Genomic DNA, 15,973 nt, shown 5'->3' with positions numbered 1-15,973 from the left:
TGCTTGTGTTGTCGGTTCTGCTGCGAAGGTCCGGCTGCGGGTGCTGTTCGAGTCCGGACGGCGGGGCTAGGCGGTGGCTGCGGACCAGATCCGGACGATCTCGGCCGCCCGCGTGCCGACCACGTCCGGCGTATCGCCCGGGCCGTAGAGGGAGGTGCCGAGGCCGGCGCCGGCCGCGCCCGCGTGCGCCCAGTCGGCAAGGTTCCCCGCGGCGACGCCGCCGACGGGTACGAGCGCGGTGCCTGCCGGCAGGACGCTCGCCCAGGCGCGCATGCCGTCGATGCCGACCGCCGAGCTGGGGAAGAGCTTGATGGCGCGCGCCCCCGCGTCCAGCGCGGTGAACGCCTCGGTCGGCGTCGCCGCGCCGGGGTAGCTCTCGAGGCCGAGCCGGACGGTCTCCGCGACGACGTCGGGCCGGGTGTTCGGCGAGACGATGAGGGAGGCCCCGGCGTCGGCGGCCCGGCGGACGTCGTCCGGGCTGAGCACCGTGCCGGCCCCGACGCGGCGGTCGGCCGGGCCGGCCGCCCGGATCCGGCGGATCGACTCCAGCGGGTCCGGGGAGTTGTACGGCACCTCGACGGCGTCGAATCCCGCGTCGAAGATCGCCTCCGCCACGGCGACCGCCTCGTCGGGCGTCACGCCGCGCAGGATGGCCACGAGGCCGGTGGGCTGGGAGGTCATGTGAGCTGGTCCTTCCTTGTCGGGGTGGCTGGTGGGGTGCTCGCGGGTGCGCTTGCGGGGTTGCCTGCCGACGTCGTCGGAGTGCGTACGGCCAGGCCGGCGTCGAGCGCGATGCCCCACAGCCCGCGGGCCGCGGCGTCCTCTCCGACGGTGCGGACGGACGCCCCGCCCCGCTCCAGCGCCAAGCGGTAGCGGTGCTCGGTCGCCGGGGGCCCGCACAGCGCGACGATGCCGGCCGGGGTGCCGCGCAGCATGTGCCGCACCTCGGATCCGATCAGGAGGCCGGAGACATAGTCGGCGACCTCGGTGGGGTCGAGCCGGCCGGCGAGTACGAGCGGCCGCGCCGTGAAGAGCAGGGCGGCCAGCCCGCGCCCGTCGCCGCGCGCGTCCTCGGCGTCGAGCCCACGGGTGAACGCTTCGGTGATCTCGGTTCCCGGCTCCCCCGTCGCGAGCCGCGCGAGGATGCTCTCCCGTATCAGCAGGCCGTAGAGCTCGCCGGTCATGGCGGTGGCGAAGCCCGTGACGCGGGCGCCGTCGAGGCGCACCCATTTGGAGTGCGTACCGGGGAGGACCACCGTCGCCGGGCGGTCCGCGGCTTCGGCCAGGGCCCCGACGAGCTGTACCTCCTCGCCCCGCATCACGTCCGGGTCGGGCCGGTCGACCCGCAGGCCCGGGACCAGGTGAACCACGGACTTCCCGGCGGGCACGACCGTCAGGTGATCCGCCAGGTCACCGAGCTCCGCCGGGACGTCGAGGTAGCCAGCTTCGGCCCAGCCGTGGTTCGACCCCGCCATCCCCGCGCACAGCACGGGCACCCCGGAGTGCTCCTCGAGCCAGGGCCGGCACAGCCGCGCGAACGTGTCCTCGAACGCGACGGCTCGCGCGCGGGCCGAGTCGGATCGCTCGGAGATCGTGAGGGCGCCGTCGGCCGTCCGAAGACTGCCGAGCACCGAACCCGTGCCGTCAAGGAGCCAGGCGCGGAACGTCGTGGTCCCCCAGTCGAGTGCGACCAGCGCGGCGTCGCGCCTCGGTCCGTCGTCAGCCATGTTCCGGACGGTAGGTCGATCGTCCCGACTATGTGAACCCCGTCCCTATTATCGGGATACGGTGATCCGATGACCGGCTCTTCCGGCGCGCCCGCGCCATCCGTCCGCGACGTTCCCGGCCCGCGTACCCGCGACGAGATCGCTACCGCTCCGCCGGGCACCCAGACGCTCGCCCGCGGCATCGCCGTCGTCAACGCAGTGGCCCGCGGCAGGACCCGGCTGCGGGAGATCGCGGAGGAGACCGGGGTCGGCCGCAGCACCACGCACCGCCTGCTGCAGCTGCTCCTCGCCACGGGCTACCTCCGCCAGCTCGACGACGGCGCCTACGCGCTCGGTCCCGCTCTGATCGAGCTCGGCTACCAGGCGCTGCAGGAGAACCCCGTGACGGGGGTGGCCGCACCCGTGTTGCGCGCGCTCGCGGAGCGGGTGCACGACACGGTCCACCTCGCCATCGAGGACCGCGGGCAGGTGCTCTACCTCGACAAGATCCCGGGCACGCGGGGGGCGGTCATGCGCTCGCAGATCGGGCACCGCATGCCCCTGACGCGTACCGGGATCGGCAAGGCGCTGCTCCTGGACAGTCCGGGGCGCTGGAGCGAGCAGTTCCTCGCCGAGCGGCCCGCGGGCGCCGGACACGGCCTGGACCACGACGTGCTCACCGTCGAGGCGTTCGCGCAGGTCATGCGGCTATCGGCTGGCCGCGGGGTGGCCTTCGACCTGGAGGAGAACGAGCCGGGCATCCTCTGTGTCGCGGCACCGGTACGCGACACGTCGGGCTCGATCGTCGCGGCCATCAGCGTCACGGCGACCCGCCCCTACATGCCGCCCGAACGGCTCGAGACGCTGGCGCCGATAGTGCACGACGCCGCCGCCCGGATCTCGGCGGGCCTGGGCTGGCGACCGGCCCCGGGCTGACTTGGGTTCAGCAGGCTGGGCAGAGCCACAACTCGACTCATTCCGGCACCCTGGAGCCTGCTGAACCAAGATCAGGAGCGTCCGCGCCCGACTACTCGTGCTGCCAGCTGTGCCAGAGCTTCGCGTAGTCGCCGCCCGCCGCGACCAGCTCGTCGTGCGGACCGATCTCGGTGATGCGGCCGCCGTCGAGCACGGCCACCCGGTCGGCATCGTGCGCGGTGTGCAGGCGGTGGGCGATGGCCACCACCGTCCGCCCGTCGAGCACCGCGTTGAGCGAACGCTCCAGATGCCGGGCCGCCCGCGGGTCCAGCAGCGACGTCGCCTCGTCGAGCACGAGCGTGTGCGGGTCGAGCAGCACCAGCCGGGCGAGCGCGATCTGCTGCGCCTGCGCCGGCGTGAGCTTGTAGCCGCCCGAGCCGACCTCCGTGGCGAGACCGTCGTCGAGCGCCTCGACCCACCCGTGCGCGTCGACGGCGCGCAGCGCGTCCATCAGCTCGTCGTCGTCCGCGTCGATCTTGGCGAGCCGCAGGTTCTCCCCCAGCGACCCCACGAACACGTGGTGCTCCTGCGTCACGAGCGCCACATGCTTGCGCAGGTCCTCCAGCGGCAGGTCCACCAGCGGTACGCCGCCGACCTTCACCGTGCCGCCCGTGGGCGGGTGGATGCCGGCCAGCATGCGGCCGAGCGTCGACTTGCCGGAACCCGACGGCCCGACGATGGCCAGCCGCTCCCCGACCCTGAGGTCCAGGTCGATGCCGTGCAGCACGTCCGTGCCCTCGCGGTACGCGTAGCGCACGCTTGCGCCGCGCACCTGCTCGTCACCCGGCACGGCGTCGCCCGCCGCGCGGTCCATCGGCACGAGCCGGACGCCGATGATGCGGGACAGGGACGTCGCGGCGACCTGGATCTCGTCCAGCCAGAAGATGAGCTCCCAGACCGGGCCCTGCAGCTGGTAGGTGTACGCGACGATCGTGGCGACCATGCCGATGGTCACGGTGCCCTCCGAGGCCAGGAACCCGCCCCACAGGAGCACCGCGATGGGCGCGATCGTGAACGCGAAGTCCACGCCAGGGAACAGCACGGTCCGCAGGTTGAGGGTCGCGCGCTCGGCCTCGAACGCCTCGTGCAGGTCGTCGTCGCCCCGGGTCGTGCGACGTCGGCCGATCTTCAGCGCGTCGATCGTGCGCGCGCCCTCGACGGACTCGGTCACGGTGCCGTCGAGCCGCGCGTATGCCGCGGACTCCCGCTGATAGGCGGGCGCGGCCCGCTTCAGGTACCAACGGGATACCGCGACGAGCACCGGCACGCCCACGAACATGGCGATCGCCACGAGCGGCGACACCACCAGGCTGACCACGGACGTCAGCACGAGCGTCACCACCGCGATCACCAGCCGCGGCACGCCGAAGCGCACTGCGTTCTGGATGCGGCCGACGTCGCGGGTGGTTCGGGCGATGAGGTCACCGGTCCCGGCGGTCTCCACCGTGGACAACGGGAGGGACGTGACGGTCTCGACGAACTCCTCGCGCATGTCGGCGAACACCGTCTCGCCGAACACCATGGCACGGCGCTGCGCGAACCTGGTGATCAGTGCCTGCAGCACCACCGCGGCGACGGCCGCGAGCACCAGGTTCCGCGCCACCTCGAGGGTGGTCCCCTTCGTCACGGCGTCGACGAGCTTGCCCAGCACGAACGGTCCGACCAGACCGGCCATGGCCGCCACCGTGTTCGCCACCGTGATCACGATCAGGGGCGCCCGGTGCCGCCCGAACATCTTCCGCGTGTACCGCCACGTCTCGGCGGCATCGGCGATCGGCAGGATCTTCTCCGTGCTCATGCCGTGCCTCCTTCCTGTGCGTTGGCGCTGCCCAGCAGCTCGTCGAGCTCCGCATCAAGGTCTTCGTCCAGCGAGCGGCCCACCACCCGCCGGTAGCGGGCGGCCTCGCGCCCGCCCTCGGCGTTCGTGGAGAGGTCCAGCAGCTCGCGGTGCGTCCCGTGCGTGACCACGTTCCCGTCGTCCAGGAAGATCACGTCGTCCACGTGGTCGAGCACCAGCGGGCTGGCGGTGACGATCAGCGTGGTCCGCCCGCGGCGCCATTCGGTGAGCCGCTGCGCGATGCGCGCCTCGGTGTGGGCGTCCACCGCCGAGGTGGGTTCGACCAGCACCAGGATCTCCGGGTCGGTGAGGAGCGCCCGGGCCAGCGCCACCCGCTGCCGCTGCCCTCCCGACAGCGAGCGCCCCTTCTCCGGGATCTCGCCCTCGATGCCGTCCGGCAGGGACTCCAGCACGTCGTGCGCGTCGGCAATGTGCATGGCGCGGAGCAGCCCCTCGGCGTTCGCGGTGTCTCGTACGTCGAGCTCGCCCGCGAGCCGGCCGGAGAACAGCGCCGGCGTCGCGTCCGCGACGACGATCCGGTCCCGCAGCTCCTGCTTGTCGAGGTCGGTCAGCCGGACGCCGCCGAGGGTGACCGGTGTGCCGGTCTCCGCCTCGTCGTCGAACCGGCCCATCCGGACCGCTACCTGCGCCGACTCGTCCGGGTCGGCGCTGACCAGCGCGACGACCCGGCCGGGCGGGAGCGTGACGCCCGTCGTCTCGTCGACCAGCGGTACCCCGGCGGGCGGCATCGTGGCGGTCGACCGCTCCGCGCCGCTGGCCGGCACCACCTGCAGCACCTTGACCACCTTGCCGGCCGCTACGTGCGCCCGGGTCACGACGTTGACGGACTGCACGAGCATCTGCACCGGCCAGGACAGGAACGACGCGTACCCGTAGAACGCGACGAGCTGGCCCGTGGTGATCCGCCCGGCGATGGCCTCCACCGCGCCGAGGTACACGACCAGAGCGATGAACAGCCCGGGCAGCAGGATCTGCAGGGCGTCCAGCACCGACTGCGTGCCCGCCACCTCGACGCCGGCCTCCCGGACCTTCTGCGACTGCGTCCGGTACCGCCCCGTGAAGACCTTCTCGCCGCCGATGCCGCGCAGGATCCGCAGCCCGGAGACCGTGTCCGCCCCGAGCGTCGTGAGCCGCCCCTGCGCGTCGCGCTGGCGCTTCTGGCGCTTCTGCAGCGGCTTGACCAGCAGCGCGAGGATCGCGGCGACGACGGGCAGGCCGAGCGCTATGACGACCCCCAGCGTCAGCGACTGGTCGAACATCAGCACCACGACTATGCCGTAAGCGGTGATGCTGCCGATGGTCTGCGCGGCGATGCCGAACACCTCGCCGATGCGCATGGTGTCGTTCGCGACGGACGACACCACCTCGCCGGTGGGCAGCTCCTTGGTGATGTTGTGCCCCGACCGGGCCACGGTGCGCGTCACCAGCTGAGACGTGCGGAACGCGGCATGCATCCAGGCCGCGATGTCCCACCGGTGCCCTGTCGCGTTCGAGGCGATCAGGATGACACCGAGGCCCAGCATGATCCCCGCCCACATCCAGGTGGTGCGGTCGAGCCCCGACGCGCTCGCACTGTCGATGACCCGGCCGAGCAGGAACGGCTGGAAGGCGGCGCACCCGAACGAGACGACGCCGAAGAACATGGCGACGAGCAGCACCCGGACCTGCTTGCGGGCGAGCCACAGGAGCAGGGTGAGTGGACCGCGCAGCGGCGGGGTGCCGGGATCGGCGAAGGGGAGGGAGCGCACGACCAACACCGTACGGAAAACCACTGACATTCATCCACGCTTTATCCGGGCGGCAGAAGCCACCCAGGAAAAGGCATATCCTCAATGGTTGTGAGTACCCCGCAGACCGCTCCCCAGATCTCCGCCGAGGCAGCCGCCACCGCCATCCGCAAGGCCCGCGGCGCCATGGCCCGCTACCGCTTCATGGCGATCCTGACCGGTGTCATGCTGCTGATCCTCTGCGTCGAGCTGGGCATCAAGTACGGCCTGGGCGCGCTGACCGACGTCGACGGCGTGATGCCGTTCATCGCGTGGGTGCCGTTCGCGCACGGCTGGATCTACGTCGCGTACCTGGTCACGGTTGCCGACCTCTGGTCGAAGATGCGCTGGGGCTTCGGTCGCCTGGTGACGATGGTGCTCGCCGGTGTGGTCCCGGTGATGTCGTTCGTGCTGGAGAAGAAGATCCACGGCGAGGCCGAGGCGAAGCTCGCCGCGCTCGAGGCGCGCTACCTGTCCTGAAGCTCGCCGCGGTTCCTGCACAGCGCGGTCCTGCACCCCCGCGCGGGCCGGGTCTCAGGCCTCGCGCTGCCGGTCCAGCACGGCCCGGAGCCCAGCGCCGAGCATCTCGACGATCTCGGCGCCTGGTTCGTCCTCGTAGGGCAGCATCTCGAGGAACGCCACGGCGATGAGGTTGTCCACGTCGGCGTCGGTCCCGAGCTCGGCCTCGAGGAAGCCGAGCACGGCCCGTACCTCCGCCGACGGATCCGGGGCCGCCGAGGTGTACAGCCGGCGCACCTCGGCCTGGTCCTCCTCGGGCCACTCGTCGTCCATCTCCAGGGACGCCCCTCCGGTGAGCAGCGCGACCTCCCGCTGCACGACGTCGCCCAGGAACGGGTGGGCCAGCACCTCGTTGTGGTACCCGTAGCGCTCCTCGTCGGCGAGCGGCCGCAGCGCGGGCACCGCCAGGAGCAGCCGGTCCAGGAACGCGGCGACGGCGGGCTCGTTGCGGTGGTCGCGGTCCTGGTCGAGCGCGGCGCGAACCCGCGGGCCCAGCGTGTCGGTGATCTCGTCGTGCGGCTCGCCGGGCGACGGGACGTGGATCAGGTAGCCGCTGACGACCTCCTCGCCGACGACGGGCGGCCCGACCTCCAGCTCCGCGCCCAGCGCGATCATCGCGTCCCGCGCCGCCGTGTCCCCCTCCCGCACCCGGGCGATGAGCTCCGCCGTGACCAGCTCCGTGACGAATCCGTCGGTCATCAGCTCGGAGTCGAGACCGGCGTCGGTAGCGGCCTGCACCTCGCTCCGGGCTACCTCCCCCGCGAGCGGCACGACGCGCGCCAGGTGCTCCCACCAGGCCGATCCGGTCCAGGGTCCGGTGCGAGTCATCGTCGTCCTCTCACGTCAGTGCCTTCCGCATGTCGCTGCTAGGAACACCCACGGGGCGAAGACCCTCGCGAGCGGTGATCACTCGTCCATCCTCGCGCATCCTTGGGCACCCGAACGAGAAGCGTGGCGCACCTGGTTCAATGCGACGGTGAACGCCCACGCCTTTGATGCCCTCACGGCCGACCGCCTCCGCGAGAACGGCAGCCTCAAGTGGACGGCCTTCCCCGACAAGATCGGGGCCTGGGTCGCGGAGATGGACTTCCCGATCGCGCCCCCGATCGCCGCGGCGCTGCACGACGCCGTGGACCGCAGCATGTTCGGCTATCTCCCGCAGGGCCTCGTGACGGGCATGGTCGAGGCGTACGCGGCGTTCGCCGCGGACCGGTTCTCCTGGAATGTGGACCCGGCACGGGTGCGTCCCGTGTCCGACGTGCTGACGGCGCTGGAGCACGCGATCACGCACCTCTCGCGCCCCGGTTCGCCGATCATCCTGCCCACCCCGGCGTACATGCCCTTCCTGACGCGGCCGGGCGGGCTGGGCCGGAAGGTCATCCAGGTCCCGATGCTGCGCGATTCCCGGGGCCGGTACACGTACGACCTCGACGCGCTCGACGCCGCGTTCCGCGCGGGCGGAGACCTGCTGGTGCTGTGCAACCCGCACAACCCGATCGGCCGGGTCCTCGAGCCCGACGAGATGCTGGCCGTCGCGGAGGTCGTCGACCGCCACGGCGGGCGCGTCTTCTCGGACGAGATCCACGCCCCGCTCGTCTACCCGGGCCACCGGCACGTCCCGTACGCATCCCTCAACGAGACGACGGCGGGCCACACCCTTACCGCGACGTCGGCCTCGAAGGCGTGGAACCTGCCCGGCCTCAAGTGCGCACAGGTCGTCCTGACCAACGACGCGGACGTGAAGGTCTGGAACGAGGTGGGCAAGCGCCTCGAGGAGGGCGCGTCGACGCCGGGCGTCCTGGCGAACCGGGTCGCGTACACCGAGGGCCGCGACTGGCTGGACGACGTCGTCGCCTACCTGCACGGCAACGTCACCCGGCTCGGCGAGCTGCTCGACGGGACGGGCATCGGCTACCGCGCACCCGAGGGGACCTACCTGACCTGGCTGGACTGCCGGGGTCTGGACCTCCCGGACGGGTCCACCAGCGCGGCCGCGTTCTTCCGGCAGCACGCGGGCGTCGCCCTGATCGACGGCGGCCTCTGCGGCGAGACCGCTCAGGGATTCGTGCGGCTCAACGCCGCGATGCCCCGCCCCCTGCTGGAGCAGGCGGTCGGCCGGATCCTGGAGAGCCTGGACCACTGACCCGAACGGGTCACGCCGACGGCAGGCCCGCGATCCCCGTGTCGGCGGAGGTCGGCTCCCCACCCCGGCGTCCGCCCGCCATCTCGTCGCGCACCAGGCGGATCCACAGGAGCACGGCGAACCCGCCGAACACCCACCACTGCAGCGCGTAGAAGACGTTCTGCAGGTTGGCCCCCGAGCCGCCGTCGATGGTGGGGCGCGGCAGGGCCGCGACTCCGCCGTCCTCGGGTGAGCCGGGGCCCTCCGTCGCCACGAGGTACCCCGTGTAGATCGGCCCGCCCCACTCGTTGACGAGCGCGCTCAGGGCGATCTGCTCGGTCTGCCCGTCCACGACGGCGGCGCTGCCCGACGTCGACTCGCCCGCCTGCAGCCAGCCCGTCAGCGTGACCTCGCCCTTGGGCAGGGTCAGCGCCTCGGCGTCGGCGGGTGCGGGCACCCAGCCCTGGACCACCGCGAGCACGGGCGGGCCGGACAGGTCAGCCCACGACTCGCCGGCGGTGCCGTCGTCGGACACCCGGAAGGGGGTCAGGACGAGGTAGCCGGCGTGCCCCTCCAGGACACGGCCGGGGACCAGCAGCGAGCCGGAGGGCTCGAACTCGCCGGCCACCCGGACCTCGCGGCCCACGAGCTCGCCGGGGAAGCTCTCCTGCGGCGCCAGCACGCCGCCCAGCCAGGAAGGCCCGGCCGCCGCGGCCTCGACGGCCTCCTGCTGCGCGGCCAGCTCGGCACGTTCGTACGCCCGGTCGAGCTGCCAGGCGCCCAGGCGGCCGCACACGAGCGCTGCCAGGACGAACACGAGCAGCAGGCCGATCATGCGGGGCTGCCGGGCGACCTGTACGAAGGTGCGGCGCTCGTTGTTCGGCTCGGCGTCGATCACCCTCGGATCGGGTGTGCTGGGGGCACTGACAGGCATAACGTCAACGGTAACCGCCCTAGGAGGTGTCAGACGCACGGATCAGGGGGATGACCTGTACATCTGACAGATCACACGGCGCCCCCCTCGCATGCATGGCAGTTCTGCGTTCGAATGAACGAGCAGTCAACCTGGCACTGACCCCCGCAGGTAACTCGCAGGCAGGAGCGTGAGCGATGACCACGACAGCAGTCCCCGACTCCACCACCGGATGGCGCGCCACGGGCGTCGCCGAGCTGGCGCCCGCCGAACTGGAACGGATCCACGCGTGGTGGCGGGCAGCCAACTTCCTCTCGGTCGGCCAGATCTACCTCCTCGACAACCCGCTCCTGCGCGAGCCCCTCACCCGGGACCACGTGAAGCCGCGGCTGCTGGGCCACTGGGGCACCACGCCGGGCTTGAACTTCCTGTACGCGCACCTGAACCGCGCCATCAAGGAGCGGCAGCAGAAGACGATCTACATCACCGGCCCCGGCCACGGCGGTCCGGGACTGGTCGCCTCGGCCTACCTGGACGGCACCTACTCCGAGGTCTACAGCGACATCACCGAGGACACCGAGGGCGTGAAGCGCCTGTTCCGGCAGTTCTCGTTCCCGGGCGGTATCCCGAGCCACGTCGCGCCGGAGACGCCGGGGTCGATCCATGAGGGCGGTGAGCTCGGCTACTCCCTGAGCCACGCCTACGGCGCGGCCTTCGACAACCCCGACCTCATGGTCGCGGCAGTGGTGGGCGACGGCGAGGCCGAGACCGGGCCGCTGGCGACCTCGTGGCACTCGAACAAGTTCGTCAACCCGGCCCAGGACGGGGTGGTGCTGCCGATCCTGCACCTCAACGGCTACAAGATCGCCAACCCGACGGTCCTGGCACGCATCTCGCGGCCGGAGCTGAACGACCTCATGGTCGGCTACGGGCACAAGCCGTACTTCTTCGACGGCGGGTACGACGAGAGCGAGCCGCCGCTCGAGACCCACCGTCGGTTCGCCGCCCTCCTCGACGAGGTGCTCGACGAGATCGCCGCCATCAAGGCGCGGGCGGCGGGCGGCGACCTCAGCCGTCCGATGTGGCCCATGATCGTGTTCCGCACGCCCAAGGGGTGGAGCGGCCCGGCGGAGATCGACGGCAAGAAGACGACGGGGTCGTGGCGCGCGCACCAGGTGCCGCTCGCGAGCGCCCGCGACACCGACGAGCACCTGAGCGTGCTCGAGAAGTGGCTCAGGTCGTACCGCCCGGAGGAGCTGTTCGACGCCGACGGCCGCGTGCTGCCGGAGATCACCGGGCTGGCGCCGGAGGGCGCGCTGCGGATGAGCGCGAACCCGCACGCGAACGGCGGCCTCCTGCTCAAGGACCTGCGGCTGCCGGACTTCCGTCGGTACGCGGTGGACGTCCCCGCGCCCGGCGGGTCGACGTCGGAGGCGCCGCGTGTGCTGGGCCAGTGGCTCACCGACGTGATCCGGCTGAACCCCGACAACTTCCGGATCTTCGGCCCGGACGAGACGGCGTCGAACCGCCTGCAGGCGGTGTACGACGTGACGGACAAGCAGTGGAACGCCGAGTACATCGGGCCCGAGGTGGACGAGCACATGGCGCGGGCGGGCCGCGTCATGGAGATGCTGAGCGAGCACCAGGTGCAGGGCTGGCTGGAGGGCTACCTCCTGACCGGCCGGCACGGCCTGCTGACCAGCTACGAGGCGTTCATCCACATCGTCGACTCGATGTTCAACCAGCACGCCAAGTGGCTCAAGGTCACGAACGACATCCCGTGGCGGCGGCCGATCGCTTCGCTGAACTACCTGCTGTCCAGCCACGTGTGGCGGCAGGACCACAACGGCTTCAGCCACCAGGACCCCGGCTTCATCGACCACGTGGTGAACAAGAAGGCCGAGATCGTGCGGGTCTATCTCCCGCCGGACGCCAACACCCTGCTCAGCACCTACGACCACTGCCTGCGCAGCCGCCAGTACGTCAACGTGGTGGTGGCGGGCAAGCAGCCGGCGCCGAACTTCCTCGACATGGAGACGGCGGTCGAGCACTGCACGCGCGGCCTCGGCATCTGGGAGTGGGCGGGCACCGAGACGGCGGGCGAGAAGCCTGACGTCGTCCTGGGCTGCGCGGGCGACGTGCCGACCCTCGAGGTGCTCGCCGCGGCGGACATCCTGCGCCGCGAGCTGCCCGACCTGAAGGTGCGCGTGGTGAACGTCGTGGACCTCATGCGGCTGCAGGACGCCACCGAGCACCCGCACGGCCTCACGGACTCCGAGTTCAACGGCCTGTTCACGAGCGACCGGCCAGTGGTGTTCGCCTACCACGGCTACCCGTGGCTCATCCACCGCCTCACCTACCGCCGTGCGGGCCACGGCCACTGGCACGTGCGCGGGTACAAGGAGGAGGGCACGACGACGACGCCGTTCGACATGGTCATGCTCAACGACCTCGACCGGTACCACCTTGTGATCGATGTCATCGACCGGGTTCCCTCGCTCGGCAGCGCCCAGGCCGGACTGCGCCAGCGCATGCAGGATGCCCGGCTTCGCGCCCGTGCCTGGACCCGCGAGCACGGAGACGACATCCCCGAGGTGCGCGACTGGGTCTGGCCGGACGCCCAGGACCTGGCGGACGGGGACCAGGTTGGCGCTACGCTCGGCACTGGTGGAGACAACGAGTAGCAGCAAATATCACGGAGTGAACACGGAGCGGCATGTGACCGGCGCAACCCGCAGCATCGTCATCGCGTCCCCTGAGGGCGAGAGCGGAAAGTCGACGGTCGCTCTGGGCGTCCTCGACCTGCTGGTCCGCAAGGGTCAGCGGGTCGGGGTCTTCCGGCCGGTTTCCCGCGCGACCGAGGCGGAGGACACGAGCGGCGAGCGCGACCACGTGCTGGAGCTCCTCCTGGAGCACGACGGCGTCGACATCGCGTACGACGACGCCGTCGGCGTGACCTACGCCGCCCTGCACACCGACCCGGAGGATGCGCTGAGCCGCATCGTGTCCCGGTTCCACGACCTGGCCGCACGCTGCGACTCGGTGGTGGTGCTCGGCACGGACTACACGGACGTCGCCGGCCCCACCGAGCTCTCGTTCAACGCACGCATCGCGGCGAACCTGGGCGCCCCGGTCCTGCTGGTCGTGTCCGGCCGCGAGCGCACGCCGGAGGGTGTGCGCACGGTCGCCGACGTGAGCCTCGCCGAGCTGGCGGCCCACCACGCGCAGGCGATCGGGCTGGTCGTCAACCGCGCGGACACGCACAGCGCGCTGGACGTGCGGAACCTGCTGGGCGAGGCCCACCCCGACCTGCCGGTGTGGACCATCCCCGAGGAACCGTTCCTGCAGGCCCCGACTGTGGGCCAGCTCCTGGAGGCCGTGGACGGCAAGCTCGTCCTCGGCGACCCGGAGCTGCTCGGCCGCGAGGCGCTCGAGCTGCTGGTGGGCGCCATGAGCTTCGAGCACCTGCTGGAGCGGCTGACCGACGGCGCCGTCGTCATCACGCCGGGCGACCGCACCGACCTGCTCGTCGGCCTGCTCGCCACGCACATGACGCCGTCGTTCCCGTCGCTGGCGGGGATCATCCTCAACGGCGGGTTCTACCCGCAGGGCCGCCCGGCCGAGCTGCTGGAGGCGATGCGACCCAAGCTGCCGATCATCACCACCGGGCTCGGCACCTACCGCGCGGCCCGCGAGGCGGCGAAGACGCGCGGCCGCGTCGACAAGAACGCGGTGCGCAAGGTCGAGACCGCCCGCGCCCTGTTCGAGCGCAACGTCGACTCAGGCGCGCTCGCGGCCCGCCTCGACCTGCCGCGGCCGCAGGTGGTCACGCCGCTCATGTTCGAGTACCAGCTGATCGAGCGGGCCCGCACGGACCGCCGCCACATCGTGCTCCCGGAGGGCGGCGACGACCGGATCCTGCGCGCCGCCTCGACCGTGCTGGCCCGGCAGATCGCGGACCTCACGATCCTGGGCGACGACGAGCCGATCCGCGCCCGCGCCGCCGAGCTGGGCCTCGACATCGAGGCCGCCCGCGTGCTGTCGCCGCACGACCCCGAGCACGTGGAGAGGTTCGCCGCCGAGTACACGCGGCTGCGCGCGCACAAGGGCATGACCGTCGAGCGGGCCCGCGAGATCGTCACCGACGTCTCCTACTTCGGCACGATGATGGTGCACCTCGGCCTCGCCGACGGCATGGTGTCGGGCGCTGCCCACTCGACCGCCCACACCATCCGGCCGTCGTTCGAGATCATCAAGACGAAGCCCGGGACGTCGTCCGTGTCGTCGGTCTTCCTGATGTGCCTCGAGGACCGCGTGCTCGTGTACGGCGACTGCGCGGTCATCCCCGACCCGACGTCGACCGAGCTCGCCGACATCGCGGTCTCGTCCGCCGCGACCGCCAGGCAGTTCGGCGTGGAACCGCGCATTGCGATGCTGTCCTACTCCACGGGCACCTCCGGCACCGGCGTCGACGTGGACAAGGTCCGCACCGCCACGGAGCTCGTCCGCGAGCGCGCGCCCGAGCTCGACGTCGAGGGCCCCATCCAGTACGACGCCGCCGTGGACGCCTCGGTCGCCGCCTCCAAGCTGCCTGGGTCCGACGTCGCCGGGCGGGCCACCGTGTTCGTCTTCCCCGACCTGAACACGGGTAACAACACGTACAAGGCTGTGCAGCGGTCGGCGGGCGCGGTCGCCGTCGGGCCGGTGCTGCAGGGCCTGAACAAGCCGGTGAACGACCTGTCCCGCGGGGCGCTGGTGCAGGACATCGTGAACACGGTGGCGATCACGGCGATCCAGGCCCAGACCAAGGAGCCCTCATGAGCACCGTCCTCGTCCTCAACTCTGGCTCGTCCTCGCTGAAGTACCAGCTGGTCGCCCCCGCCTCGGGCGAGGCCCTCGCCGTGGGCATCGTCGAGCGCATCGGCGAGGCCTCCGGGCGGGTCAAGCACGAGGCGAAGGGCGAGCAGCTGGTGCGCGACCTGCCGGTGCCCGACCACGGCGCGGCGCTGCGGACCGTCATCGGCCTGTTCGACGAGGTGGGGCCGTCCCTCGCGGAGGCCGGCATCGCCGCCGTCGGACACCGGGTGGTGCACGGCGGCGAGGTGTTCTCCGCCCCCACCCTGATCGACGACGACGTCGAGGCCGCCGTGCGCGACCTCATCCCCCTGGCCCCGCTGCACAACCCGGCCAACGTGACCGGCATCGAGGTGGCGCGCGAGCTGCTGCACGTGCCGCACGTCGCCGTGTTCGACACCGCGTTCTTCGCGTCCCTCCCGCCGGCCGCCTCGACGTACGCGCTGAACCGCGAGGTCGCCGCCGAGCACGGCGTCCGCCGCTACGGCTTCCACGGCACGTCGCACCAGTTCGTGTCGTCTGCGGTAGCCGCCCATCCGGCCGTCGTAGAGAAGCTGGCGGCCGAGGGCCGGGGGCCCGAGACCCTGCGGCAGGTGGTGCTGCACCTGGGCAACGGCGCCTCGGCGTCGGCGGTGCTGGGCGGCAGGCCGGTCGACACGTCGATGGGCCTGACCCCGCTCGAAGGGCTGGTCATGGGCACGCGCTCCGGTGACCTGGACGCGGGCATCGTGTTCCACCTGATGCGCCGCGGGATGTCCGGCGACGAGGTCGACACCCTGCTCAACAAGCGCTCGGGGATCCTCGGCCTGTCCGGGGTGCGCGACATGCGCGAGCTGCAGAAGCTCGTGGCCGACGGCGACGGGGACGCCCGCCTCGCGCTCGACGTCTACCTGCACCGGCTGCGCAAGTACGTGGGCGCGTACGCGGCGGTGCTGGGCGGGATCGACGTGCTGACGTTCACCGCGGGCGTCGGCGAGAACGATCACCGGATCCGCTCGGGGGTGGTGCGGGGCCTGAAGTTCCTCGGCCTCACCATGGATCCGGCGGCGAACGAGGCCCGGTCGGACGAGGCCCGCGTGATCTCGGCCCGGCCGGGCGGCACGAATCTCCTGGTCATGGTGGTGCCGACCAACGAGGAGCTGGCAATCGCCCGCCAGACCATGGAGCTGATTGCGGGCTAGCGACGCCCCTCTTGGCTGTGGGCGCGATGCTTGCGACCACATGCCCGTTCTAGGCGCAACGGTCGCGCCCACAGCCAAG

Annotated in this window: 12 protein-coding genes; 6 read left to right on the top strand and 6 right to left on the bottom strand. The window is 71.7% G+C overall.

Annotated elements, in window-relative coordinates:
- Positions 1–66: 66 nt before the first annotated feature.
- Both IE250_RS10970 and IE250_RS10965 read right to left on the bottom strand, forming a co-directional pair.
- On the bottom strand, positions 67–681 hold the full coding sequence (locus tag IE250_RS10970; RefSeq protein WP_189669333.1) for a 2-dehydro-3-deoxy-6-phosphogalactonate aldolase: 615 nt from the start codon (positions 679–681) through the stop codon (positions 67–69).
- On the bottom strand, positions 678–1,727 hold the full coding sequence (locus IE250_RS10965) for a 2-dehydro-3-deoxygalactonokinase (protein WP_189669332.1): 1,050 nt from the start codon (positions 1,725–1,727) through the stop codon (positions 678–680). Before IE250_RS10965 ends, IE250_RS10970 begins: the two co-directional genes overlap by 4 nt.
- A gap of 69 nt (positions 1,728–1,796) precedes the next feature.
- On the opposite strand from IE250_RS10965, the gene IE250_RS10960 reads away from it, so the two are divergent.
- On the top strand, positions 1,797–2,642 hold the full coding sequence (locus IE250_RS10960; RefSeq protein WP_229872352.1) for an IclR family transcriptional regulator: 846 nt from the start codon (positions 1,797–1,799) through the stop codon (positions 2,640–2,642).
- Positions 2,643–2,733: 91 nt separating this feature from the next.
- Here IE250_RS10960 and IE250_RS10955 read toward each other — a convergent pair whose 3' ends face one another.
- Positions 2,734–4,479, bottom strand: coding sequence for an ABC transporter ATP-binding protein (locus tag IE250_RS10955; protein ID WP_189669331.1), 1,746 nt, complete (start codon positions 4,477–4,479; stop codon positions 2,734–2,736).
- Positions 4,476–6,317 carry an ABC transporter ATP-binding protein gene (locus IE250_RS10950; RefSeq protein ID WP_229872351.1) on the bottom strand — a complete coding sequence of 614 codons (1,842 nt, stop codon included), beginning with the start codon at positions 6,315–6,317 and terminating at the stop codon, positions 4,476–4,478. Before IE250_RS10950 ends, IE250_RS10955 begins: the two co-directional genes overlap by 4 nt.
- A 54-nt stretch (positions 6,318–6,371) precedes the next feature.
- Between IE250_RS10950 and IE250_RS10945 the strand changes: the two genes are divergently transcribed.
- The gene (locus IE250_RS10945) at positions 6,372–6,785 is read left to right on the top strand and encodes a DUF3817 domain-containing protein (protein ID WP_189669330.1); all 414 of its coding nucleotides are present in this window, start codon (positions 6,372–6,374) and stop codon (positions 6,783–6,785) included.
- A gap of 54 nt (positions 6,786–6,839) precedes the next feature.
- Here IE250_RS10945 and IE250_RS10940 read toward each other — a convergent pair whose 3' ends face one another.
- On the bottom strand, positions 6,840–7,652 hold the full coding sequence (locus IE250_RS10940) for a hypothetical protein (RefSeq protein WP_229872349.1): 813 nt from the start codon (positions 7,650–7,652) through the stop codon (positions 6,840–6,842).
- A gap of 148 nt (positions 7,653–7,800) precedes the next feature.
- Here IE250_RS10940 and IE250_RS10935 point away from each other — a divergent pair, with 148 nt between their 5' ends.
- Positions 7,801–8,967 (top strand): MalY/PatB family protein, encoded by a 1,167-nt coding sequence (locus IE250_RS10935; protein WP_229872348.1) that lies wholly within the window; start codon positions 7,801–7,803, stop codon positions 8,965–8,967.
- A gap of 10 nt (positions 8,968–8,977) precedes the next feature.
- Here the strand turns inward: IE250_RS10935 and IE250_RS10930 are convergent, their stop codons facing one another.
- Positions 8,978–9,880, bottom strand: a complete 903-nt coding sequence (locus tag IE250_RS10930) for an SURF1 family protein (protein WP_229872347.1) — start codon at positions 9,878–9,880, stop codon at positions 8,978–8,980.
- A 176-nt stretch (positions 9,881–10,056) separates the two neighbouring features.
- Between IE250_RS10930 and IE250_RS10925 the strand changes: the two genes are divergently transcribed.
- From IE250_RS10925 to IE250_RS10915, 3 genes are read left to right on the top strand one after another with little or no spacing between them, the layout of a single operon-like run.
- Entirely contained in the window at positions 10,057–12,543 is a 2,487-nt protein-coding gene (locus IE250_RS10925) for a phosphoketolase family protein (protein ID WP_189669327.1), read from the top strand.
- Between the two features lie 34 nt (positions 12,544–12,577).
- Entirely contained in the window at positions 12,578–14,680 is a 2,103-nt protein-coding gene (gene pta, locus IE250_RS10920) for a phosphate acetyltransferase (protein WP_189669326.1), read from the top strand.
- Positions 14,677–15,894, top strand: coding sequence for an acetate/propionate family kinase (locus tag IE250_RS10915; protein WP_189669325.1), 1,218 nt, complete (start codon positions 14,677–14,679; stop codon positions 15,892–15,894). The genes pta and IE250_RS10915 overlap by 4 nt, the downstream gene beginning before the upstream one ends.
- Positions 15,895–15,973 lie beyond the last annotated feature (79 nt).

It is taken from the genome of Promicromonospora soli (assembly GCF_014653785.1).
Lineage (GTDB): Bacteria > Actinomycetota > Actinomycetes > Actinomycetales > Cellulomonadaceae > Promicromonospora > Promicromonospora soli.
This window is presented reverse-complemented; position numbering and strand designations above follow the sequence as displayed.